Genomic DNA, 20,534 nt, shown 5'->3' on the forward strand with positions numbered 1-20,534 from the left:
CGAGGTCACCCCCGCCCGGCCAGCGCCTGCCTGACCGTCTCGCCGACAAGATGGGCGCTCGGCGCGATCCTGACCCCGGCCGCCTCCAGCGCCCTGATCTTGCCGGCGGCATCGCCCTTGCCGCTGAGGGCGAACGCCCCCGCATGCCCCATCCGGCGCTCGATCGGCGCCTCGCGGCCGACGATCAGCGCGACGACTGGCTTTGAGGTCCGGACGTCGGAAAGATAGTCGGCGACCTCTTCCTCCTGCGTGCCGCCGATCTCGCCGATCAGCACGACACAGTCGGTGTCGGCATCCTCCAAAAGGAGCGCGAGGCATTCGCGCATGCCGATACCGTGGACGGGGTCGCCCCCGACCCCGATCGTCGACGATTGGCCGAGCCCCGCCGCGGTGACCTGCGCCACGACCTCGCTGGTCAGCGAGGCCGAACGCGAGACGATGCCGACGCCGCCCGGACGTTCGCTGCCGGTCGCCATGACGCCGAGCTTGCCGACGCCCGGCACCAGGATACCCTGCGAGTTGGCGCCGACCAGGGTAGTGCGCCCGCCCTTCAGCGCGGCCTTCACCCGCACCATGTCGAGCGTCGGCACGCGCTCGGTCACGGTGACGACCAGCGGCATCTCGGCCTCGATCGCCTCGATCATCGCGGCGGCGGCATCGGCCGGCGGCACGAAGACGATGCTGGCATTGGCGCCGGTCTCGCGCCGCGCTTCGGCAACGCGCTCGTAGACGGGCAAATTCAGGTGCGAGCGCCCGCCCTTGCCCGGCGTCACGCCGCCGACGACCTGGGTTCCGTACTCCATCATCCGCGCGACGTGATGGGTGCCGGCCCAGCCGGTCATGCCCTGGCAGAGGACACGGGTCTCACGGTTCAGAAAGACGGCCATGGCTCAGGCTCCCCTCTGCGCCAGCGCGACAGCCTGCGAGGCGGCGGACCACATGTCGGGACAATCGATCACGGCGCAGCCGAAGTTCTGCAGGCGTGACCGGGCGAAATCGGCATTGTTGCCGGCCAGACGCACGACCAGCGGCAAGGACCGCCCGCTACGTCGCAAGGCGATGCCGAGCCCTTCGGCGATGGTATCGCAGGGCTGCATGCCGCCGCCATGGACGTTGACCACGATCGCGCGTGTCGCCGGATTGTCGAGCAGCAGCCCGAAGCCATGGGCGATGTCGAGACTCTTCGCCGTGGTCCGGATATCCATGAAATTGGCCGGCCGGCCCTTGGCAGCGACGAGCATGTCGAGCGTGGCGAGGCCGAGCCCGGCGCCGTTCGCCACCATGCCGATGTCGCCATCGAGCTGGACATAGTTGAGCTGGTGGCGCTGCGCCTGCAATTCGGCGGCGCTGCCATCATCCTCGTCGCGCAGCGCGGCCAGCTCCGGATGCCGGAACAGCGCGTTGTCGTCGAGCACCATCTTGGCGTCGAGAGCGACGAGTGCGCCCGTCGCCGTGACCGCAAGCGGGTTGATCTCGATCAGGCTGGCATCGAAATCGAGGAAGGCACGGCGCAGCCCGTCGACGAGGGCGCAGCCCTGCTCGTGCAGCGCGCCGTCGAGCCCGAGCGCCGCGACGAAGGTCGCGAGCTCCTTCCCCTGCGCCTCGCTGCCGTCGCCGAGGCCGAGCCAGTTGAGCCGGATGTCGCCGCGCGCCGCCTGCTCCTCGACATCGACGCCGCCCTTGGCGCTGCCGATCAGCATCAGCTCACCCGAGGAGGCATCGATCAGCAAGGCGAGATGCAGCTCGCGCACCGCGGCGACCGCGGCTTCGACGAGGACCCGCCTGATCTTCTGGCCGGTCGGCCCGGTCTGTGCGGTGACCAGCGAGGTGCCGAGAAGCCCGTCCGCGGCTGCCTCGGCGGCCGCGGGATCGTCGACCAGCCGGATGCCGCCGGCATTCTGGCGCCCGCCGGCATGAATCTGCGCCTTGACCGCCGCCGGCCCGCCGAGCCGCCGGGCGATCTCGCCGGCCTCGCGGCCCGTGATCGCGACACTGCCGTCCGGGACGTTCAGCCCGTAGCCCGCCAAAAGTTGCTTTGCCTGGAACTCGTGGATTCTCATGACCCGGTTCCTCCGCCAGGGGCAGTTCAGCGGCACCCTGATCTGGTATACGTTATGCCAGAATTGGGGCGGCGACAACTGGGTGATGGCGAACGGAAGGCCGGTCTATCGGGAGAGCGCAGCGAGCACGCGGTCGATCGGCCCGCGGGAGACGCTCATCGGGCCGCCGAAGGGCACATCCATGTCCACGATCAGATAGATGGTCGCCGCCATGAGCGCCGCGGCCAGCAGGATGGACAGGACGACGATGAAGTTGGCCGGGGCGCGATAGCCGAAGCTTCCAAAGATCAGGGCCAGCCAGAGCACGACCATCGCGAGCAGCGCGGACGGGATCGTCCCGTCAGCCTGCTGAACGAGCTTCCAGCGCAGGTCGAAGACGGCCTGGTACTTCGTCAGCGCCTGCTCCCACAACGCCATCTGGGCGCCGCTCGTCGGCGTGATGGCGCGCAGGCTCTCGCCCGCCCGGTCGAGCAAATCCTCGCCGCGCTGGCTTGAATCGGCCAATCCGTTCGCCTTGGTCCGGGCGACCGCACTTGCCTGCTTCACATAGTTCAGGAGATCCCGGCGGACCTCGTCCCCGGCCTCGCCGAAGCGCCGCAGGAGCTTGTCGAGCAGGATGATCTCGGTCGCGATGGCATGGACGTCCCGGTCGGCGGTTTCGAAGGTGTTCTTTGCCGAGTTGACCATCAGCCCGAGCACCAGCGAGGTCACGACGACGAAGACATTCGCCACCATCCTGATGATCGCGGCGGTGTCGTCCTGACGATAGCGATCGGGCAGCTTGCGATGCAGGAGCAGGCTCGCGAGACCGGCGCCGGACAGCAGGAAGAAGACGAGGATCGCAACGCTGAATTCGTGACCGGCCAACGGCGCGCCCTCCGGAAGATGGAGCTCCCGAGCCGCCGTTATTACAGAGCCGCTACGACTTTTTCCGGGCGCGCCCGGACCGAAGGCAAGGCAATATTCCGGACGCGCCGGCGCCGGGCCTGCAAGCCCGTCCCAGCAGGCCATCTATCGGCCGTCGCGTTACCGCTCCCTTACCGACGAGAGCGGCAGCAACGCTCGACCGAAGGCCGGCGCCCGCGCCTCGTTTCAGCGCGGCGCGGCTTCGGGCGCCGGCGCCTCGACCGGGCGCGGCTTGGCGAGCCGACCTTCCTCCGCCTTGAAGAAATACTGCGAGGCCACAAGCCAGCCTTTCAGCGGTCGCAAGGGCGGAATGCAGGTCAGGAGTACGATCGGCAGCGTCGTCACCAGATGGACCCAGGCAGCCGGCTCGTAGGCGAGCTCCAGCCAGAGCGCGAAGGACAGCGCCGGGATGCAGACGAACATCATGACGAAGAAGGCCGGCCCGTCGGCGGGATCGGCGAAGCTGTAATCGAGCCCGCAGGCCTCGCAGCGCGGCTTCAGCGTCAGGAAGCCGTCGAACAGCTTGCCTTCGCCACAACGTGGGCAACGCCCGCGCATGCCGGTCTTGAACGGCGACAGCTTGGGCCAAGTACGAGGTTCCATCTTCCCCTCCGGGGCGTGCGCACCGTCTTTGTCGATCATGGCCGCACCATAGCAGTCATTAACAACATTGTATGCACTCAATTGTTAGCGCAGCTGGGATTGCGACCCTATGCCTCAGCCACTCACAGGACAGTCGAGCTGATCTCGGGGGGATGCCCGAGCGCATGCGCCATGAATTCCAGCGCGCCGCGGACGGCATCGCGGCTTTGCGGGCCGCCCAGACAGACCCGTACCGCTTCGGGGGGATTTCCGTCGGCGGCGAAGACGTCACTAGCGGCCACGCCGATCCCGGTCGCCTGCATGTGGCCGGCAAAAGCCGAGCGCGTCCAGGGGGCGGGAAGCTCGAGCCAGAGATTGAAGCTCAGCGGATCGGCCCGGTAGCTGCGGGGCGCCAGCACCTCCGCCGCGAGCCGCTGGCGGGCGCCGGCCTCCGCCCGTACGAAGCGCAGAATGGCGTCGGCCGTGCCATCCTCGATCCAGCGGGTCGCGATCGCCGCAGTCAAGGGCGAGGCCATGACGCTGGCAGCGCGCAGCGCCGCCGCGAAAGGCCAGCCCGAGCGGGCATCGGGCGTCACGACATAGGCGATGCGCAAGCCCGCCCCGATGCATTTCGACAAGCCGGCGACATGCCAGGTCAAGTCCGGCGCGATTGCAGCAAAGGGCGACGGCGAAGCGGCTGGCACAAAGCCGTAGGCATCGTCCTCAATGATCGCGACACGATGGCGACGGGCGATCGTCGCAAGCTCGATACGGCGGGCCTCAGGCACTGTCAGCGTGGTCGGATTGTGCAGCACCGGATTGAGGTAGAGCGCCTTCGGCTTCGCCTTCTCGCAAGCTTCGGCGAAGGCGGCAGGCAGGATGCCGTCGCGATCCATGGCAATTCCGACCAGCCGGATCCCGAGCTGCGCGGCAATCGAGCGGATGCCCGGATAGGTCAGCGCCTCCGTCAGCACGACGTCACCCGGGCGCGCCAGCACGTTCAGCATGCCGAGCAGGGCGGAATGCGCGCCGGGAACGACGAAGAGGCGCTCGACTGCCGGCGAGAGGCCGCGCCGGCCAAGCCAGATGGCGGCAGCTTCCTTGTCGGAGCGCGCGCCGCCGAAGCCCTGATAGCGCAGCAGGGAAACCAGATCGGCGCCGACCTCGGCAATGCCGTCGCGCATCCGGGCGATCAGGGCTGGATCATCGGGCTCGGGCGGCAGGTTCATCGAGAGGTCGATCTGCTCGGGCGCGATTGCGCGCTGCCTGACCGGCGCCTTGACGAAGGTGCCCTGGCCGACGCGCGACGCGACGAGCCCGCGCCGCTGCGCCTCGACATAGCCGCGCGCCACCGTGGTGAAGTCCACCGCCAGCCTGTTCGCAAGCTGGCGCTGGGGCGGCAATCGATCGCCGGCCGAGAGTCGGCCGTTGGCGATATCCTCGGCAATGGCCTCAGCGATCGCCAGATAGCGCGGCTTGTCGCTGCGCGTCAGGTCGGGCGTCCAGTCAACCATCGGCTTCGCACTCGCTCGGGACAGGGAAGGTGGTTCACAGAATTGACTGTATATTGTTGCACGCAACTCCTGTCACTACGTCTCAAGGTCGCAGCGAGGAAAAGCCGGGCGGGCGGGTTCCCGGGCGGCCGCGATCGCTCTTCACGGAACCAGCGATTTACAGCCGGCGACTGCGCGCCTATAAAAAGTGTCATCAATTATGTATCTTAAAAAGGATCATCACCCTGATCCCACCCCTTCCCCAGGACGTGTCCGAGCCGCTGGTCGAGCGGATCGTGCATGGCTTCTATGCCCTGGTCCGCCAGGACGCCCTGCTCGGGCCGATCTTCGAGAAACGGATCGGCGATGGCTGGGATGCGCATCTCGCGACGATGGTGGACTTCTGGTCGTCGCTGACGCTGATGAGCGGGCGCTATGGCGGCAAGCCGCATGTCGCGCATTTGGGGCTCGGGCTGACGGTGGAGCATTTCGAGCGCTGGCTCGCGCTGTTCGAAGGGGTCGTCAACGCGCATTGCACGGGCCCTGCCGCCGCACTGTTCATCGGCCGGGCCCGGCGTGTCGCCGACAGCCTGCAGATCGGGCTGAACATAGGCGAAAAGGCACTGCACCTGCCGGGCCGGGCGGCGGCTCCCGTCAACGCTGCCTAGGGCTGCCATCGCCAACGCTGAGGCGGCTCCTGTCGCAGCAGTCGCGGCGGGGCTCTGTTGGCAGGCCGGATTGGCGCGAGACGGAGGAGCTGCAGAACGCTGGCCAGCCGATTCAGAGCTGAATTCCGCCTGGGCGGTTGCGAAAGATGCTACGGGGCCACATCTTTCACCGTGACCCGACTGCAGCCCGGGACGACAGCGCCGGAAGCCGCAATGCGTTTGACGAACTTCTCCGACTATTCCCTGCGCCTGCTGATGTATGCGGCGACGCGGGACGGCCAGCTGATCACGATCGAGGAAACCGCCGCGGTCTACGGTATTTCCCGGGCCCATCTGATGAAGGTCGCCAATCTCCTGGTACGTGCCGGCTTCCTCAAATCGATACGCGGGCGCTCCGGCGGACTCGTTTTGGCGCGGCCGCCCGGCGAAATCGGCGTCGGCGCGGTGCTACGGACAACCGAGCCGGATTTCGCCCTGGTCGAGTGCTTCGAGGCCGGGAATCGCTGCCTCGTCACGCCACGTTGTCGCCTGCGCGGCGTGCTCAACGAGGCGCTCACCGCCTTCGTGACGACGCTCGACCGCTACACCCTGGCCGATCTTGTGCTCAGGCCGGAGGATTTCGGCATCGTAGCGCCGACGCAGGATACCCCCAAGCCGGCGCGGCGCAGGGCGTCCCAGGCCGCCACCTGACCCCGGGGCTGGCATTTCGTCATATCCAGCAGATGAAACCGCGCATAGGCAAGCCCAATAAGATATATTACATATGACTCTTATTGGAATTGCTCGGTCACGCCACTGGGCCATTCAAGGCGCCGGCCGACCGGCAGGGGACGCGCAGCATGGCGACGCTGGTGCTTGATCCGTCGATCTTCGTCGACGACGACATCCTGCACGAGATCGTGCAGTCGCTCAGCGAGCGCCTGCGCCGCCACAGGCGGCTGCGCGGCGGGCTCGACAGGGTCATCGGCAATCGCTGGCAGGAATTCGAGGAGGGTTTCGCGCGCTTTCTCGGCGCGCTGCTGCTGCAGACCGGAGAACAGGGCGGCGGGATCGTCGCGCTGCACGAGGTCTTTCCCGAACTGGCGCCGGGCCATGTCCGGGATGCCTGCGAGGTCTTCATGGAAGCAGCGCTGGAGGTTCTGCCTTTCCACGCCGCCGCCAGCCTGTCGGAGCTCTCCGAGCATGTCGGCGCCCTCGTCCTGCGCGCGCTCGAGCCCGCGACGGAAGCCGCAGCGGCGATGCCGCTGGCCCGGCGCCTCAGCGAGGCCGAGGCGGCGCTTCGGGCGGGGGCGGGCCTACGATAGACTCGGAGTAGGCGGCGGCCTCCCCATCCCTTTCCGAAGCCGGCTCCGCGGGTGGAATCGCCTCGTCATCGAGAAGAATGCGAGCAGCCGCGCCGTCGAGGTCCTCGTACTGGCCGCTGCGCAGAGACCACATAAAGGCGCCGAGCCCGACGACGCCGAGCGCGAGGGCGATCGGGATCAGGTAGAAGAAGTCCATCATCGCAGGGCAAGGGCGGGCGCGCCCGCCACCTTCTCCACCGGTGGCACCGATGTGAGCCCGCCGGCGGCATGCCGGCCGAGCCGCAGCGCATTGCCGATCACCAGAAGCGAGGACAGCGACATGGTCACGGCCGCGATCAGAGGCGTGACATAGCCCAGCACCGCGATCGGGATCGCGATCGCATTGTAGGCGACTGCGAGGAAGAGATTCTGCCGCACGAGCTTGCTCGCCTCGTGCGCCACGGCGAGCGCCTGCGGCACGGCGAGCAGGCTCTCGCGCAGGAAGACGAAATCAGCGGCGTTGCGGCCGATATCGGCCGCCGTCGCCGGCGCCATCGAAGCGTGGGCGCGCGCCAGCGCCGGCGCATCGTTGAGCCCGTCACCCACCATGAGCACCTTGCGCCCCTCGGCCGCGGCGGCCTCGATATGGGCGAGCTTGCCGCCGGGCGAGACCCTTGCGCCATGCGGCAGGCCGAGCGCCGCAGCGAGCCGGCGGACCGGCTCCTCGCGGTCGCCGGAGAGGATCTCGACCTTGAGCCCGGCGGCCGAAAGCCCCGCGATCGCCTCGCGCGCATCGGGCCGCAGCCGGTCGTCGAAGTCGAAGCTCGCCAGCGCCTTTCCATCCCGGCTCAGCATGACGCGGGCTTCGTTCGCCCCGGCCTCCGGCACGACATCGGAGCCGAGCGCCCATTCCGGCCGGCCGAGACGGTAGAGCGAGCCGCCGGCCTTTGCCTCGAGCCCCGCCCCCGGCAGTTCGGAAATCTCGGAGAAGACGATTCCGGCTGCGGGGCGGCCGAGCCCGCCGGAAGCGACGACCAGAGCGCGCGAATAGGGGTGCCGCGAATGGGCCGCGAGCGCTGCGGCCAGCGACAGGGCGGCGGGCTCCTTCGCCGCGGGATCGAGCAGGCGCGGATTACCCTGTGTGAGCGTGCCGGTCTTGTCGAAGACGACGCTGTCGATCTCGGCGAGGCGCTCCATGGCGGCGCCGTCCCTGACCATGATGCCCTTCTCGAACAGCCGGCGTGCCGCCATGATCTGGACCATCGGCACGGCGAGGCCCAATGCGCAGGGGCAGGTCACGATCAGCACGGCGATGGCGATGGTGATGGCACGGTGGGCATCGCCGGTCGCCAACATCCAGCCGAGGAAGGTCAGAAAGGCGGTGAGGTGGATCACCGGCGCGTAGAGCCGCGCCGCCCGGTCGGCGATGCGCCGGTAGAGCGAGCGCCCCTCCTCGGCCGCCTCCATCATGCGTACCATTTCGGCGAGGAAGGAATCCCGGGCGGCAGAGGTCGCGGTGATCTGCAGCGGGCGCGTCAGGTTGAGCGTGCCGGCCTGCAGCGCCTGCCCGGCAACGGCGGGCTGCGGCAGGCCTTCGCCCGAGACCAGCGAGCAGTCGAGTTCGGAAGCGCCTTCGAGCACGCGGGCATCGACGGGCACGCGCTCGCCAGCGGCGAGCAGGATCGTCATGCCGGGCTCGATCTCGGCGACCGGCAGATAAGTCCCGGTGCCATCCGCGCCGATGACGAGCGCGCCGCGCGCCGCGAGCCGGGCGAGGCCCTTCACCGCAACCCGAGCCCGCTCGCGCATGACATGGTCCAGCGTTCGGCCGATCAGCAGGAAGAAGAGCAGCGAGATCGCGGCATCGAAGTAGGCGTGGGGGCCGCCATGCACCGTCTCGTAGAGGCTGAGCGCGAAGGCGAGCGAGACGCCGATCGAGATCGGCACATCCATATTGGTGCGGCCCTTGCGCAGCGCCCCCCAAGCGGAGCGAAAGAAGACGCGGCCGGAATAGGCGAGCGCCGGCAGGGCGATCAGCGCCGAGATCCAGTGGAAAAGGTCACGTGTCGCCGGCTCGGCGCCGGACCAGACCGAGACCGAGAGCAGCATGATGTTCATCGAGGCGAAGCCGGCGACCGCCAGCGCGCGGATGAGCTCGGAGAGCGCCGCGTCGGTGCCGGTTTCGGCGAAATCGGCGAGATGCGCCTCGTATCCGACGCCGGCTAGCGTTTCGGCGAAAGGCGGCGGCGTTCCGTCCCGCCAGCGGATCGAGACCCGCTTGGTCGAGAGGTTGACCCTGGCCCGCTCGACGCCCGGCAGTGCCGACAATGCCTTCTCGATGGTCGCGATGCAGCCGCCGCAATGGATGCCCGGCACGGAGAGATCGGTCTGGCGCGCTCCGCCGCCCACAGGCCGGCTTGCCAGCAGGATCTCGTCGGCGGTCAGCCTGTGATCCGCCGTCGCATAGTCGGCGCCGGGCGCGCAGCAACTCATCGAAGGCTCCCGAAAGCAATAGCAGCCGCTCAGGCCGCGATCGCGCGATAGGCGTACCAGGTGCCGTGCCCAAGAAGCGGGAACACGACGATCAGGCCGAGCAGGCCGGTGGCGAGGCTCAGCAGGAACAGGCCGAGGACGATCGCGCCCCAGGTGAGCATCACCGGAAGGTTGTTCCAGACCAGGGCGGTGCTACTGCCCATCGCCGTCAGCGCGTCGACCCGCTTGTCGAGCTGCATCGGGATCGCAAAGACGCTGATCGCGAAGGAGAAAGCGGCGAACAGGCCGCCGACGGCACTGCCGACGAAAAGCATCGCCAGCCCGACCGGCGTAGTGAACAGCATGCCGACGATATGGTCGAGCCCCGGGAAGGGACGCAGGCCGAAGAACAGCGCGTAGATCAGCACCGCCGCGCGCATCCACACCAGCATTAGCAGGCAGAGCAGCACGCCGGTGAACAGCACCTGCCCACCAGAAGCCGGCTTGACGAAGAGCATGCGACCGAGACCGATGCGCTCGCCGAGGGCATGGCGGCGGCTCTTCTCATAGAGCCCGATCGCGAAGAGGGGACCGACGACCATGAAGCCGGCCAGGGCCGGGAACAGGATGTAGTCCCAGCCGAAGGAGAAGAAGCAGGCGACGACGGCGAGAGAGACTAGGAAGACCAGAAGCCCGTAGCTCAGGCTCGGCATGGGATTGTCGACGATGTCCTGCCAGCCGGCCCGCAGCCAGTCGAAGGCGGCGGAAGCGGGCAGACCGCGGCTCCATTTGTTCTCGCGCGGGAGCGGAGGGACGACGGCCGGGATGATCATGGTTCGCCTCGCTGCGGAGTGGGCTTCATTCCGTCACCTCGACTGGCAGGCCGAACGGGCGGCGCTGTACGCACCCGGCCGGCCCTCGCCCTCACCCCGCCGGAGATGGGGAACGCAATCGGGCTGGGACGAGATCGCGACATGGACCAGATGCCAGTTGGCGCCGGCCAGCAGCAGCAAGCCGCCGCCGATCGCCAGCCCCACGACGAGCTTGCGTCGGCGCGCCTGCGGGCTGGACACGAGCTCGCTCATGGCCGGGGCTTCCTGAGATCGGCGAGGTAGAGCGCCAGGATCTTGCGGTCGACCGGCGAGAGCCGGTTCTCCCAGGCCGGCATCTGACCCTGCCGGCCATGCCAGATCGAATTGAAGATCGACTGCGTGTCGCCGCCATAGGTCCAGGCCTTGTCGGTCAGATCGGGCGCTCCGAGCTCGGCATTGCCCCTGCCCTCGTCGCCATGGCAGGCGGCGCAATTGGCGGCGTAGACGGCCTTGCCGGCCTCGACCTTCGCCGCGTCGAAGGTTCCGGGCGCCGCCGACAGCGACTGGACGAAGGCGGTGACGTTCTCGACATCGGCGCGCGGGATCATGCCGTCGCGGCCGAAGGCGAGCATCTGGGCGGTGCGGCTCTCGCCATGGCCGGAATTGATCCCGACCCGGATCGTCTCCATCAGCGCCTCGGGCGTGCCGCCCCAGAGCGTCGACGCGGCGGTAAGATCGGGGAAGCCCTTGCTGCCCTTCGCGTCGGTGCCGTGGCAGACCGCGCAATTGTCGCCGAACAGGGTGCGGCCGCTCTGGCGCACGATGGTCATCAAAGCGGGATCAGCCTGGATCGCGGCGAAGTCGGCGGTCTCGATCTTCTTGCTCCAGGCGCGCGCCTGCTCGGCCTGCTCCAGCGAGCGTGCGATGTTCTTGCGGTCGTCGGCGCCGAGCAGCCCCTTGGTGTAGCTCACGCCTGTCGGCCAGGCCGGCATCAAGAGCCAATAGAAGAGCGAGAAGACGAAGGTCGCGATCAGGAAGAAGTACACCGCCCGGGGAACCGGCGTGTTGAGTTCCTTGATGCCGCTCCACTCATGACCGGTGGTCAGGAAGCCGCTGTGAGGGTCCCGCTCTTCTACCGCCATGGCCGGTCCTCGTCGCGCAGGATGGAATCGGCGGCCTTGTCGAAATGCTGCTTGTTCGACGGCCAGTAAGTGTAGATCAGAACGGCGACCGAGAGCCCGATCAGGTAGAACAACCCGTAGGATTTCGAGAACCAGACGGCCGTGTCGTGGGCGAGGCTCATGGCTTGCCTCCGGATGGCGTGGCTTCTGCTGGCTTGGTTTCTGCTGGCTTGGCTTCCGCCGACTTGGTGCCTGCCGGCGCGGTTTCCGTTGCGACGGCGGGCTTATGAGCGGCATCGGTCAGGCGGCCGAGGATCTGGAGATAGGCGACGACCGCGTCCATCTCGGTCAGTTCATTGGGCTTGCCGTCGAAGGCGCGCACCGAAGTCGCCTCGCCATAGCGCTTGCTCACGCCCTCGGCGAAGGGCGAGTCCGGCGCCGCCTGGCCATAAGCGTCGGCCGAGGCGTTGGCGATCATCTCGTCGGTATAGGGCACGCCGACGGCGCGCAGCGAACGCAGATGCTTGCCGAGATCGTCGGTCCGCAGCGGCGTGCGCAGGAACCAGGAATAGGCCGGCATGATCGAGACCGGGACGACGTCGCGCGGATTGTTGAGATGCGCGACATGCCAGGCGTCCGAATACTTGCCGCCATTGCGGGCGAGATCCGGGCCCGTGCGCTTCGAACCCCACAGCATCGGATGGTCGTATTTCGACTCGACCGCGAGCGAATAGGGGCCGTAGCGCTCGACCTCGTCGCGCAGGGTCCGGATCATCTGCGAATGGCAGGCATAGCAGCCCTCGCGGATGTAGATGTTGCGGCCGGCCACCTCCAGCGGCGTGTAGACGCGCATGTCGGGCGCGTCCTCCACCGTCTGGTTGATGGTGAAGAGCGGCGCGATCTCGACGAGCCCGCCAATGCTGGCGACCCCGATCACCGCGAGCACGAAGCCGAGCGTCTTGCGTTCGAGGCGGTAGTGAAGACCAAACATCGGCGTCACTCCCCGGGCTGATGGGCCGGGGCCGGAACCGGCACCGAACTGTCCGCGGCCGGATCGTGCAGATGCGCGGCCCGGACCGTCATCCAGATATTGTAGCAGCCGACCAGCGCGCCGATCAGGAAGAGCAGGCCGCCGATCGCGCGGGCGATGTAGTAGGGCCGCATCGCCACCAGCGAGTCGAGGAAGGAATAGGCCAGCGTGCCGCTTTCATTGTAGGTCCGCCACATCAGCCCCTGGATGATGCCGGAATTCCACATCGAGAAGACGTAGATGACGGTGCCGGCGAGGGCGAGCCAGAAATGCACCTCGACCAGCCCGGCCGAGTACATCGCCTTTCGCTTCCAGAGCCAGGGCACGGTGGCGTAGATCGCGCCGAAGGTGATCATCGCGACCCAGCCGAGCGCGCCGGCATGGACATGGCCGACCGTCCAGTCGGTGTAGTGCGAGAGCGCGTTGACCTGGCGGATCGCCATGAACGAACCCTCGAAGGTCGAGAGGCCGTAGAACACGGCGGCGACCATCATGAAGCGCAAAGTCGCGTCGTCGCGCACCTTGTCCCAGGCGCCGTTCAGGGTCAGGAGCGCGTTGCCCGCGGAGGCCCAGGACGGCACCAGCAGCATGACCGAGAAGGTCACGCCGAGGCTCTGCACCCATTGCGGCAGGGCCGTGTAGTGCAGGTGGTGCGAGCCAGCCCACATGTAGAAGAAGGTGATGCCCCAGAAGCTGATGATCGACATCCGGTAGGAGTAGATCGGCCGGTCGGCGCGCTTCGGCAGGTAGTAATACATCATGCCGAGGAAGCCGGCGGTCAGGAAGAAGGCGACGGCGTTGTGGCCGTACCACCATTGCGTCATCGCATCCTGGACGCCGGAGAAGGCGGAATAGCTCTTCGCCTGGCCGAGCGAGATCGGCATGGCGAGGTTGTTGACGATGTGGAGGATCGCCACGACCAGGATGAACGCCATGTAGTACCAGTTGGAGACGTAGATATGCGGCTCCTTGCGGCGGGCGAGCGTCCTTACATAGAGGATGAAATAGGTGACCCAGACGACCACGAGCCAGATATCGGCGTACCATTCCGGCTCGGCATATTCCTTCGACTGGGTGATGCCCATCATGTAGCCGGTGACAGCGATGAGGCAGAAGAGATTGTAGCCGAGCAGCACGAACCAGGGGCTGAGCTGGTCCGGTAGCCGCGCCCGCGAGGTGCGCTGGACGACGTAGAACGAGGTCGCGATCAGCGCATTGCCGCCGAATCCGAAGATCACGCCGGTGGTGTGGATCGGCCGGATGCGGCCGAAGCTCGCCCAGCCGGCGTCGAAGGTCAGCTCCGGATAGACCAGTAGCCAGGCGACCCAGTCGCCGACGAAGAGACCGACCACCGCCCAGGCCATGGCCATGGCGATGCCGAACTTGGTGGGCTCGTCGTAGTAGCTCTGCAGCCGCTCAGCGCTCGGCTCCGGCGAAAGATAGCCGGCGATCACCACGAAGATGCCGGCGACACCTGCGGCCAGGAATATCAGGCCGTGCACGCCGATCGGGTCGCCCTGGCCGGCGACGGTGAGCAGAAGCCCGCACAAGGCCACGGCGACCAGAATGGACAGCGCCAGCCGTCTCTCGGCAATCGTCAACTGGGCGATCATCGGCGATCGTTCCTCGGCTCGCTGCGGTCACATCGTTGCAATCTGCGACATCGAGTCCGCGAACCCGATCCGCGCCGGTCCGGCCACAGTGCCGCATGGGCAGGGCCGAATCGTCAAGGCCATTTAACATACATCAAATATGATTGTTTTAAATCAAGGCAGTGCGTCGCAGGCGCTGGCGGGACGGCGCGCATCCCTGTATGAGCGAAGCGCAGTTGCCGCAGCGCCGACCGCATCTCGACGCAGCGCAAAGACGCGCGCGCCCAGCGCCAAACATCACGGAACGATGCGGGGCCACCTTTCACAAATCGCGCAGGATCAGCTTGTCTTCGCGCGCGCATCGGCGGCAAGTCGCGACAGGACCAGCACTTTTGACCGAAGGCGGGCCTACGCTTGACTTCCCGCCGAAGCATACTAATCCTAGCGCGCCATGATCAGTTTTTGGCTATACGATCCTCTCAGGGCAGGATTCCCCAAGATCGGCGCTTAACCCGGACGCGCGCATTGCAGCCTCGTCCGGGCAATCAGGCATTCTCCGACGGCAACTCGAGCACATGACGCCCATTCGGCGAGAGCGCGCACCATCCGCTCCGCCATGACCGGCGCGGATCGGCATAGATGGAAGCTGCAGTGAACATCATGAAATTTCTGGGAGCCGAGGACATCGCGCTCGACCTGCCTGCCGCAAGCAAGCAGGCAGCGATCGAGAGCGCCGCCGACCGGCTCTGCCGGGGCGATGATGACGGCGACAGGAAGGCGGTGCTTCAGGCCCTCAACGCCCGCGAGCAGCTTGGCTCCACGGCGCTCGGCCGTGGCGTGGCGCTGCCGCACGCACGAACCGACGTTCTGGGCGAACCCAGGGTCGCGCTCATGCGCCTGGAGCAGCCGGTCGATTTCGGCGCCGCCGATGGCGACCCGGTCGACCTTGTGCTGGCCGTCGTCTGGCCGGCCGAGGCTATGGACGACTTCCTGGGCACGCTCTCGAAATTCTGCAAGATGATGCGCGAGCCGCGCCTGCTGCAGGGGTTGCGCGACGCCGCGGACTCCGAAGCCGCAAGCCAGCTCCTGCGGGTCGCCGCAGAGCAGACAGCTCCGGCGCAGAGCGCAGCGCGGGCCTGAGGCCAAGCAAGCTTCGCCAGCCCTCCAACACCGAAGCGCTCCCCTGGGGCTGTTGTGCGTTTCAGCGCCGACAGCCCTGATGGCGCTCGACCCCAATCTGGAAAGGAGATCAACGACGTGCGGACTACCGGTCGCGCCGCTCCCATGCGGAAGATCGCCGATGGAACGATTGACCCAGGCCATGAAAGCCGGACGCCGGGCGAGCCGATCCGCATCCAGTACGCAGCGCTTCCCCATCGGATATCGCAGGCCGGCAGCCTCGACATCATGCTGATCACCTCGCGGGACACCGGCCGCTGGGTTCTCCCCAAGGGCTGGCCGATGCGCGGCAAGACGGCTCCCGAGGCGGCTGCGCGCGAGGCCTATGAAGAGGCCGGCATCATCGGCCAGGCCGATGCCGCCCCGGTCGGCAGCTATCATTATCGCAAGCGGCGGCGCCGCGGCACGTCCGTGCTCTGCCGGGTCGAGGTGTTCCCGCTCGACGTGCTGGACGAGCTGCAGCGCTGGCCCGAGAAACGCCAGCGCAAACGGTCCTGGTTCTCGTCGGAGGACGCCGCCGCGCTGGTCGACGAAGCCGAGCTGAAGACGCTCATCCTGACGGCGCAGGACGCCATCCTGCGCGCGTTCGACAGAGAGGTCACCGCCCCGGCCGGCTGAGCGCTGCATGTGGGCTTCAAGAATAACCACAGAGACCACAAAAAATACCGCCTGCACGCTCATCGTAATATAAAGTTCAAACTTCCACCGCTCGGACCTCTGAGAGCTTTTGTAGGTTCCTGTCACGAAATTCCGAAAAAGCGATGGTCGGTTGATTTTCCCGCGATAGCTGCTATAGGATCATGCATCGCCTAATGCAGGCTACATCTGCTGGTTGGGGAGGACGGCATGTCTGACGACGCCCTCTTCCAATTGGGGATGGGCGCAGTTTTACTGGACGCCTCCCAAAAGGAAGAAACTTTTGCGATGCCGGTCTCGGCCGCATCGATCGAGGTGATCAACAGCGCCGCCCAGCCCGCCGGGCCGCGGCGTCGTGCCGCCATCATGCTTCGCACCGAGAAGAAGAGCCGGAGCAACAGCGCGAAAGCGCTGATCCGGCGCGCGGAGACGGCATTCGCATCGCCGATGCCGTAGCCGCCGGCCGCGCCTTGCCCGGGCGGCCACATACGACCGATCCATTCCCGAATTCAGAACGCCGCCACGACACCGCGCCGCGGTGAGCGTGCCGGCTTGCAACGTCGCGACCGAGGCCACTTGGCCCGGGCGCGGCTCCACGCTTTTCGACAGGTGCGACGCATCGATGATCCAGACCCCCTACTACCTGATCGACAAGGAAGGCCTACTGCGCAATTTGCGGACGATCGACCGTGTCCGTGCGCGCTCTGGCGCCAAGGTGCTGCTGGCATTGAAGTGCTTCGCGACCTGGTCGGTGTTCGACCTGATGCGCGAATACATGGACGGCACGACCTCCTCCTCGCTCAACGAGGTCAAGCTCGGCCGCGAGAAGTTCGGCGGCGAGACCCATGCCTACAGCGTCGCTTTCGCCGATCACGAGATCGACGAGGTCCTGGCCAACTCCGACAAGATCATCTTCAACTCGATCAGCCAGTTCGAGCGCTTCTCCGGCGCCACCAACGCGACGAGCCGCGGCCTGCGCCTCAACCCGCAGATCAGCGCCTCCGGCTTCGATCTCGCCGACCCGGCGCGGCCGTTCAGCCGCCTCGGCGAATGGGATGCGGAGAAGGTCGCGGCGATCATCGGCCGGATCGACGGCTTCATGATCCACAACAACTGCGAGAACGCCGATTTCCAGCGCTTCGACGCGATGCTGGCGCAGATCGAGGAGAAGTTCGGGGCCCTGCTCAAGCAGGTCAGCTGGGTCAGCCTGGGCGGCGGCATCCACTTCACCGCCGACGGTTACCCGCTCGAGGCCTTCTGCGACCGGCTGAAGGGCTTCTCGCAGCGCTATGGCGTGCAGGTCTATCTCGAGCCCGGCGAGGCGGCGGTGACGCGGAGCACGACACTCGAGGTCACCGTCCTCGACACGCTGTTCAACGGCAAGCACCTCGCCATCGTCGACAGCTCGATCGAGGCCCACATGCTCGACCTGCTGATCTACCGGCAGAGTGCCAAGCTCGCCGCCGAAGCCGGGCCCCACCGCTACGTGGTCTGCGGCAAGTCCTGCCTGGCCGGCGACATCTTCGGCGAGTTTGATTTCGCCCATGAGCTGAAGCCCGGCGACCGGATCTCGATCCAGGACGCAGCCGGCTACACGATGGTGAAGAAGAACTGGTTCAACGGCGTCCAGATGCCGGCCATCGCCGTGCGCGAGCCCGATGGCAGCGTGCGCATCGTCCGTGAATTCTCCTTCCAGGACTACCTCTCGAGCCTGTCCTGACCCTCCCCCTCTCCGCAGAAAGGAAACCCCAGCAGAATGAAAAGGAACGTTCTGATCATCGGCGCCGGCGGCGTCGGCCAGGTCGTCGCCCATAAATGCGCCCAGCACAACGACGTGCTCGGCGACATCCACCTCGCTTCGCGCAGCATCGAGAAATGCGAGGCGATCCTTCGCTCCGTTCGCGAGAAGCGCAGCCTGAAGACCGGCGGCCGTCTCGTCGGCCACGCGCTGGATGCGCTCGATGTCGAACGAACCGCCCAGCTGATCCGCGACACCGGCGCCGAGATCGTCATCAATGTCGGCTCGGCCTTCCTCAACATGTCGGTGCTGTCGGCCTGCATCGCGACGGGTGCCGCCTATATCGACACGGCGATCCACGAAGACCCGCTGAAGATCTGCGAGACGCCGCCCTGGTACGGCAATTACGAGTGGAAGCGGCACGCCGACTGTGCCGGCGCTGGCATCACCGCGATCCTCGGTGCCGGCTTCGACCCGGGCGTGGTCAATGCCTATGCGGCGCTGGCGCGCGACGAGTACTTCGACAAGATCGACTCGATCGACATCGTCGACGTCAACGCCGGTGACCATGGCCGCTATTTCGCGACGAATTTCGATCCCGAGATCAATTTCCGCGAGTTCACCGGGCAGGTCTGGTCCTGGCAGAAGGGCGAGTGGACCGCGAACAAGATGTTCGAGGTCAGCAAGAAATGGGACCTGCCGGTCGTCGGCAACCGCACCACCTATCTGACCGGGCATGACGAGATCCATTCGCTGTCGAAGAATCTCGACGTGCCGAACGTCCGGTTCTGGATGGGCTTCGGCGAGCGCTACATCAACGTCTTCACCGTGCTGAGAAATCTCGGCCTGCTCTCAGAGCAGCCGGTCAAGACGGCGGAAGGGCTCGAAGTCGTGCCGCTCAAGGTGGTGAAGGCAGTCCTGCCCGATCCGTCCTCCCTGGCGCCGGACTATGCCGGCAAGACCTGCATCGGCGATGTGGTGAAGGGGGTGAAGGACGGACAGAAGCGCGAGATCTTCATCTACAACGTCGCCGACCATGAGGAGGCCTATGCCGAGGTCGGCAGCCAGGCGATCTCCTACACGGCCGGCGTGCCGGCCGCCGCCGCGGCAATCCTCGTCGCCAAGGGCGACTGGGATGCGCGCAAGATGGTCAATGTCGAGGAACTGGCGCCGCGGCCCTTCCTGCACCTGCTCGACCAGATGGGCCTGCCGACGCGGATCCGCGATGCCGAAGGCGACCGGCCGCTGAGCTTCGAGGGCAAGCCAGCCACCGCCGCGACGCGGGCAGCCGAACCGGCCCTCGCGGGCTGATCGCGCCGGTACCGACCGACAGGCAGAGGGCAGGCCATGGCCGGCCCTCTGCCCCCACTTCCGAAGCCCGGCCGCCTACGCGGCCGGGCCGCGCGCAGCGGCTACAGGACTGCGCCTGCGGCTCACCCGAGCGCGAGCATGTCAGCGAAGGGAGGCAATAGCGATCAATCGCTCAGACATTTTCGAAGTACCGCATGTTTTACAAGCACGATCTCCCAAAATAATTCTTCTAAAGACATCGATCCCTGAGATTTTATTCTCAATTTTGCGAGATTTGACTTTCACTCACCTTCGTCCGATGGTCTCCGCGTCATGATCGGAAACCAGCCCCCCGCAGGGGTTTTCTGCACGGCCCTTCGCCTCGCACGCCGGTAGCCCTGGTTCGGCGCATCGCCTTTTCGGCCTCCGCGCGACCGAGCCAGGGAGAACCGCATCGCCCGCATGTCTTGCGGCGCAGGACCGGACTCTTGGAGCCCGGCCGGCGACGCCGTGCGACATCGCGCCAATCGAGACCCTCCGGATGCTGCCCGCCTCCCGGCCGAGCCCTTTCGCGCGCCGGCCCGGCAGATCCGTGCCCACAGGAACCGGCATGAGCAACAAGCGCAAAGGCAATCGTGAAGCGAAGAAGCCGAAGCAGGTGAAGCAACCGGCACAGGCCGCCTCCTCGATCGCCGATCTGAGCAAGCAGCAATTGGGCAGGAAGCCCAGCAAGTAACCACCGCAGCGCCCACAGCTGCGCGCATGATCAGCGGGCGGGCCATTCCGGTGGTCCGCCCGCACCGTTCGTCAACCCAAAATGGCCCCCACGGCCTATGGAAAGGCACAGGTGAACCCGCTTCCACAGATCACGATCACCTATGAAGACCTCGCCATTCTCTCGGCGCTCGTCCCGCAGGCGATGGCAGCGGGCCGCTATGCCGCAGCCTCGCGACTGGCTGACGAACTGCACCGCGCACACGTGGTCGAGGCTGCGCGGGCCCCGCAGGACTGCCTGTTCCTGCATGTTCCCGGGCAGTATCTGGAGGAGCGCAGCGGCGCCGTCCGCGAGGTGACGCTCGTCCCCGGCCGGGGCAGTGCCGCGGTCGGGCTGGTCTCGGTGCTGAGCCCCGTCGGGACTGCGCTGCTCGGGCTCTCCGCCGGACAGCGCACGGGCTGGCTGGATCCGCGCGGCAAGCCGCGCATGTTGCGCCTGCTGCGGGTCCACCACCAAGATCGAGCGAACGCCAAGCGGCCGGCAACCGAACCGCGCCCCTGACGAAGCCGAAAGGCAATGCTGACCGCGCCATGCTCTGCGGCGGATGGTCGCCGCCGGGCCGACTCGGCCCGGCCCGCCAGCCTTCGCGAAAACCCGCGACCTCAGTCGCGCTCCTGATTCCGCTGCAGCCTTACGCCTGGTCCCTCGCGGCTATCCGGCAGGAAGCGAACGCCGGCCCGCTCGAAAGCGGCGAGAACGAGCGCCTCGGAGGCCCGCTGCAGCTCGTGGCGCTCACGTTCGAAGTCGCGGACCGTGCTGCGCGAGACTCCGGCAGTGGCTGCGAGCTGATCCTGCGTCCAGTTCAGCAGTCCGCGCGCCGCGCGACACAGTTCAGGACGTAAATTCATGGCGTTGGCCCATTGCCTTCGGCTACCTGAGTCAACCATAATGGACGGA

General features: G+C 66.9%; 24 protein-coding genes. 10 read left to right on the forward strand and 14 right to left on the reverse strand.

The features are described from left to right. Positions 1-5: 5 nt before the first annotated feature. The 5 genes from sucD to RKE40_RS00865 form a co-directional block, all read right to left on the reverse strand. On the reverse strand, positions 6-887 hold the full coding sequence (gene sucD / locus RKE40_RS00845; protein ID WP_316016350.1) for a succinate--CoA ligase subunit alpha: 882 nt from the start codon (positions 885-887) through the stop codon (positions 6-8). Between the two features lie 3 nt (positions 888-890). Further along, positions 891-2,060, reverse strand: a complete 1,170-nt coding sequence (gene sucC / locus RKE40_RS00850) for an ADP-forming succinate--CoA ligase subunit beta (RefSeq protein ID WP_316016351.1) — start codon at positions 2,058-2,060, stop codon at positions 891-893. Positions 2,061-2,165: 105 nt separating this feature from the next. Next, positions 2,166-2,927 (reverse strand): bestrophin-like domain, encoded by a 762-nt coding sequence (locus RKE40_RS00855; protein WP_316016352.1) that lies wholly within the window; start codon positions 2,925-2,927, stop codon positions 2,166-2,168. 225 nt (positions 2,928-3,152) lie between these two features. After that, entirely contained in the window at positions 3,153-3,569 is a 417-nt protein-coding gene (locus tag RKE40_RS00860; protein WP_316016353.1) for a DUF983 domain-containing protein, read from the reverse strand. Positions 3,570-3,691: 122 nt separating this feature from the next. Continuing rightward, positions 3,692-5,062 (reverse strand): aminotransferase-like domain-containing protein, encoded by a 1,371-nt coding sequence (locus RKE40_RS00865; protein ID WP_316016354.1) that lies wholly within the window; start codon positions 5,060-5,062, stop codon positions 3,692-3,694. A gap of 248 nt (positions 5,063-5,310) precedes the next feature. Here RKE40_RS00865 and RKE40_RS00870 point away from each other — a divergent pair, with 248 nt between their 5' ends. From RKE40_RS00870 to RKE40_RS00880, 3 genes are all read left to right on the forward strand, one after another. Further along, positions 5,311-5,709 carry a group III truncated hemoglobin gene (locus tag RKE40_RS00870; protein ID WP_316016355.1) on the forward strand — a complete coding sequence of 133 codons (399 nt, stop codon included), beginning with the start codon at positions 5,311-5,313 and terminating at the stop codon, positions 5,707-5,709. 213 nt (positions 5,710-5,922) lie between these two features. Continuing rightward, the gene (locus RKE40_RS00875) at positions 5,923-6,399 is read left to right on the forward strand and encodes an RrF2 family transcriptional regulator (protein WP_316016356.1); all 477 of its coding nucleotides are present in this window, start codon (positions 5,923-5,925) and stop codon (positions 6,397-6,399) included. Positions 6,400-6,548: 149 nt separating this feature from the next. After that, positions 6,549-7,013 carry a hypothetical protein gene (locus RKE40_RS00880; RefSeq protein ID WP_316016357.1) on the forward strand — a complete coding sequence of 155 codons (465 nt, stop codon included), beginning with the start codon at positions 6,549-6,551 and terminating at the stop codon, positions 7,011-7,013. On the opposite strand, the gene ccoS is transcribed toward RKE40_RS00880, so the two are convergent. The 8 genes from ccoS to ccoN are packed head-to-tail and all read right to left on the reverse strand — an operon-like array spanning position 6,967 to position 14,040. Then, entirely contained in the window at positions 6,967-7,212 is a 246-nt protein-coding gene (gene ccoS, locus RKE40_RS00885) for a cbb3-type cytochrome oxidase assembly protein CcoS (RefSeq protein ID WP_316016358.1), read from the reverse strand. The genes RKE40_RS00880 and ccoS overlap by 47 nt on opposite strands. After that, complete coding sequence (locus RKE40_RS00890; RefSeq protein ID WP_316016359.1) at positions 7,209-9,485, reverse strand: heavy metal translocating P-type ATPase; 2,277 nt, start codon at positions 9,483-9,485, stop codon at positions 7,209-7,211. The genes ccoS and RKE40_RS00890 overlap by 4 nt, the downstream gene beginning before the upstream one ends. 29 nt (positions 9,486-9,514) lie before the next feature. After that, positions 9,515-10,297: a DUF2189 domain-containing protein gene (locus RKE40_RS00895; protein WP_316016360.1), complete on the reverse strand. Its 783-nt coding sequence runs from the start codon at positions 10,295-10,297 to the stop codon at positions 9,515-9,517. A 33-nt stretch (positions 10,298-10,330) separates the two neighbouring features. Further along, positions 10,331-10,549, reverse strand: coding sequence for a hypothetical protein (locus RKE40_RS00900; protein WP_316016361.1), 219 nt, complete (start codon positions 10,547-10,549; stop codon positions 10,331-10,333). Next, positions 10,546-11,418, reverse strand: a complete 873-nt coding sequence (gene ccoP / locus RKE40_RS00905; protein WP_316016362.1) for a cytochrome-c oxidase, cbb3-type subunit III — start codon at positions 11,416-11,418, stop codon at positions 10,546-10,548. The genes RKE40_RS00900 and ccoP overlap by 4 nt, the downstream gene beginning before the upstream one ends. Continuing rightward, positions 11,409-11,579 carry a cbb3-type cytochrome c oxidase subunit 3 gene (locus RKE40_RS00910; protein ID WP_316016363.1) on the reverse strand — a complete coding sequence of 57 codons (171 nt, stop codon included), beginning with the start codon at positions 11,577-11,579 and terminating at the stop codon, positions 11,409-11,411. The genes ccoP and RKE40_RS00910 overlap by 10 nt, the downstream gene beginning before the upstream one ends. Further along, the gene (ccoO, locus tag RKE40_RS00915) at positions 11,576-12,388 is read right to left on the reverse strand and encodes a cytochrome-c oxidase, cbb3-type subunit II (RefSeq protein WP_316016364.1); all 813 of its coding nucleotides are present in this window, start codon (positions 12,386-12,388) and stop codon (positions 11,576-11,578) included. The genes RKE40_RS00910 and ccoO overlap by 4 nt, the downstream gene beginning before the upstream one ends. Before the next feature lie 5 nt (positions 12,389-12,393). Then, positions 12,394-14,040, reverse strand: coding sequence for a cytochrome-c oxidase, cbb3-type subunit I (gene ccoN / locus RKE40_RS00920; RefSeq protein ID WP_316016365.1), 1,647 nt, complete (start codon positions 14,038-14,040; stop codon positions 12,394-12,396). Positions 14,041-14,658: 618 nt separating this feature from the next. Here ccoN and RKE40_RS00925 point away from each other — a divergent pair. The 7 genes from RKE40_RS00925 to RKE40_RS00955 all read left to right on the forward strand — a co-directional run bounded on the left by RKE40_RS00925 (position 14,659) and on the right by RKE40_RS00955 (position 20,138). Beyond that, complete coding sequence (locus RKE40_RS00925) at positions 14,659-15,159, forward strand: PTS sugar transporter subunit IIA (RefSeq protein WP_316016366.1); 501 nt, start codon at positions 14,659-14,661, stop codon at positions 15,157-15,159. Between the two features lie 117 nt (positions 15,160-15,276). Then, positions 15,277-15,816, forward strand: a complete 540-nt coding sequence (locus RKE40_RS00930; RefSeq protein ID WP_316016367.1) for an NUDIX hydrolase — start codon at positions 15,277-15,279, stop codon at positions 15,814-15,816. Between the two features lie 228 nt (positions 15,817-16,044). Beyond that, positions 16,045-16,290 carry a hypothetical protein gene (locus RKE40_RS00935; protein WP_316016368.1) on the forward strand — a complete coding sequence of 82 codons (246 nt, stop codon included), beginning with the start codon at positions 16,045-16,047 and terminating at the stop codon, positions 16,288-16,290. A gap of 166 nt (positions 16,291-16,456) precedes the next feature. Continuing rightward, positions 16,457-17,554 carry a carboxynorspermidine decarboxylase gene (locus RKE40_RS00940; protein ID WP_316016369.1) on the forward strand — a complete coding sequence of 366 codons (1,098 nt, stop codon included), beginning with the start codon at positions 16,457-16,459 and terminating at the stop codon, positions 17,552-17,554. A gap of 36 nt (positions 17,555-17,590) precedes the next feature. Beyond that, positions 17,591-18,883, forward strand: a complete 1,293-nt coding sequence (locus RKE40_RS00945) for a saccharopine dehydrogenase family protein (RefSeq protein WP_316016370.1) — start codon at positions 17,591-17,593, stop codon at positions 18,881-18,883. 589 nt (positions 18,884-19,472) lie between these two features. Next, complete coding sequence (locus RKE40_RS00950) at positions 19,473-19,598, forward strand: hypothetical protein (RefSeq protein WP_316016371.1); 126 nt, start codon at positions 19,473-19,475, stop codon at positions 19,596-19,598. Positions 19,599-19,709: 111 nt separating this feature from the next. Then, positions 19,710-20,138 (forward strand): GreA/GreB family elongation factor, encoded by a 429-nt coding sequence (locus RKE40_RS00955; RefSeq protein WP_316016372.1) that lies wholly within the window; start codon positions 19,710-19,712, stop codon positions 20,136-20,138. A gap of 101 nt (positions 20,139-20,239) precedes the next feature. Here RKE40_RS00955 and RKE40_RS00960 read toward each other — a convergent pair whose 3' ends face one another. Beyond that, positions 20,240-20,524, reverse strand: coding sequence for a helix-turn-helix transcriptional regulator (locus RKE40_RS00960; RefSeq protein WP_390893169.1), 285 nt, complete (start codon positions 20,522-20,524; stop codon positions 20,240-20,242). Between the last annotated feature and the right edge of the window lie 10 nt (positions 20,525-20,534).

Source organism: Allobosea rubneri, assembly GCF_032464875.1.
Lineage (GTDB): Bacteria > Pseudomonadota > Alphaproteobacteria > Rhizobiales > Beijerinckiaceae > Allobosea > Allobosea rubneri.

Excerpts from the sequence above, each read along its gene's own strand:
- sucD (WP_316016350.1), bottom strand. The coding sequence starts at position 887 with ATGGCCGTCTTTCTGAACCGTGAGACCCGTGTCCTCTGCCAGGGCATG.
- sucC (WP_316016351.1), bottom strand. The coding sequence starts at position 2,060 with ATGAGAATCCACGAGTTCCAGGCAAAGCAACTTTTGGCGGGCTACGGG.
- RKE40_RS00860 (WP_316016353.1), bottom strand. The coding sequence starts at position 3,569 with ATGGAACCTCGTACTTGGCCCAAGCTGTCGCCGTTCAAGACCGGCATG.
- RKE40_RS00865 (WP_316016354.1), bottom strand. The coding sequence starts at position 5,062 with ATGGTTGACTGGACGCCCGACCTGACGCGCAGCGACAAGCCGCGCTAT.
- RKE40_RS00875 (WP_316016356.1), top strand. The coding sequence starts at position 5,923 with ATGCGTTTGACGAACTTCTCCGACTATTCCCTGCGCCTGCTGATGTAT.
- RKE40_RS00880 (WP_316016357.1), top strand. The coding sequence starts at position 6,549 with ATGGCGACGCTGGTGCTTGATCCGTCGATCTTCGTCGACGACGACATC.
- ccoS (WP_316016358.1), bottom strand. The coding sequence starts at position 7,212 with ATGATGGACTTCTTCTACCTGATCCCGATCGCCCTCGCGCTCGGCGTC.
- RKE40_RS00890 (WP_316016359.1), bottom strand. The coding sequence starts at position 9,485 with ATGAGTTGCTGCGCGCCCGGCGCCGACTATGCGACGGCGGATCACAGG.
- RKE40_RS00895 (WP_316016360.1), bottom strand. The coding sequence starts at position 10,297 with ATGATCATCCCGGCCGTCGTCCCTCCGCTCCCGCGCGAGAACAAATGG.
- RKE40_RS00900 (WP_316016361.1), bottom strand. The coding sequence starts at position 10,549 with ATGAGCGAGCTCGTGTCCAGCCCGCAGGCGCGCCGACGCAAGCTCGTC.
- ccoP (WP_316016362.1), bottom strand. The coding sequence starts at position 11,418 with ATGGCGGTAGAAGAGCGGGACCCTCACAGCGGCTTCCTGACCACCGGT.
- RKE40_RS00910 (WP_316016363.1), bottom strand. The coding sequence starts at position 11,579 with ATGAGCCTCGCCCACGACACGGCCGTCTGGTTCTCGAAATCCTACGGG.
- ccoO (WP_316016364.1), bottom strand. The coding sequence starts at position 12,388 with ATGTTTGGTCTTCACTACCGCCTCGAACGCAAGACGCTCGGCTTCGTG.
- ccoN (WP_316016365.1), bottom strand. The coding sequence starts at position 14,040 with ATGATCGCCCAGTTGACGATTGCCGAGAGACGGCTGGCGCTGTCCATT.
- RKE40_RS00925 (WP_316016366.1), top strand. The coding sequence starts at position 14,659 with ATGGAAGCTGCAGTGAACATCATGAAATTTCTGGGAGCCGAGGACATC.
- RKE40_RS00935 (WP_316016368.1), top strand. The coding sequence starts at position 16,045 with ATGTCTGACGACGCCCTCTTCCAATTGGGGATGGGCGCAGTTTTACTG.
- RKE40_RS00940 (WP_316016369.1), top strand. The coding sequence starts at position 16,457 with ATGATCCAGACCCCCTACTACCTGATCGACAAGGAAGGCCTACTGCGC.
- RKE40_RS00945 (WP_316016370.1), top strand. The coding sequence starts at position 17,591 with ATGAAAAGGAACGTTCTGATCATCGGCGCCGGCGGCGTCGGCCAGGTC.
- RKE40_RS00950 (WP_316016371.1), top strand. The coding sequence starts at position 19,473 with ATGAGCAACAAGCGCAAAGGCAATCGTGAAGCGAAGAAGCCGAAGCAG.
- RKE40_RS00960 (WP_390893169.1), bottom strand. The coding sequence starts at position 20,524 with ATGGTTGACTCAGGTAGCCGAAGGCAATGGGCCAACGCCATGAATTTA.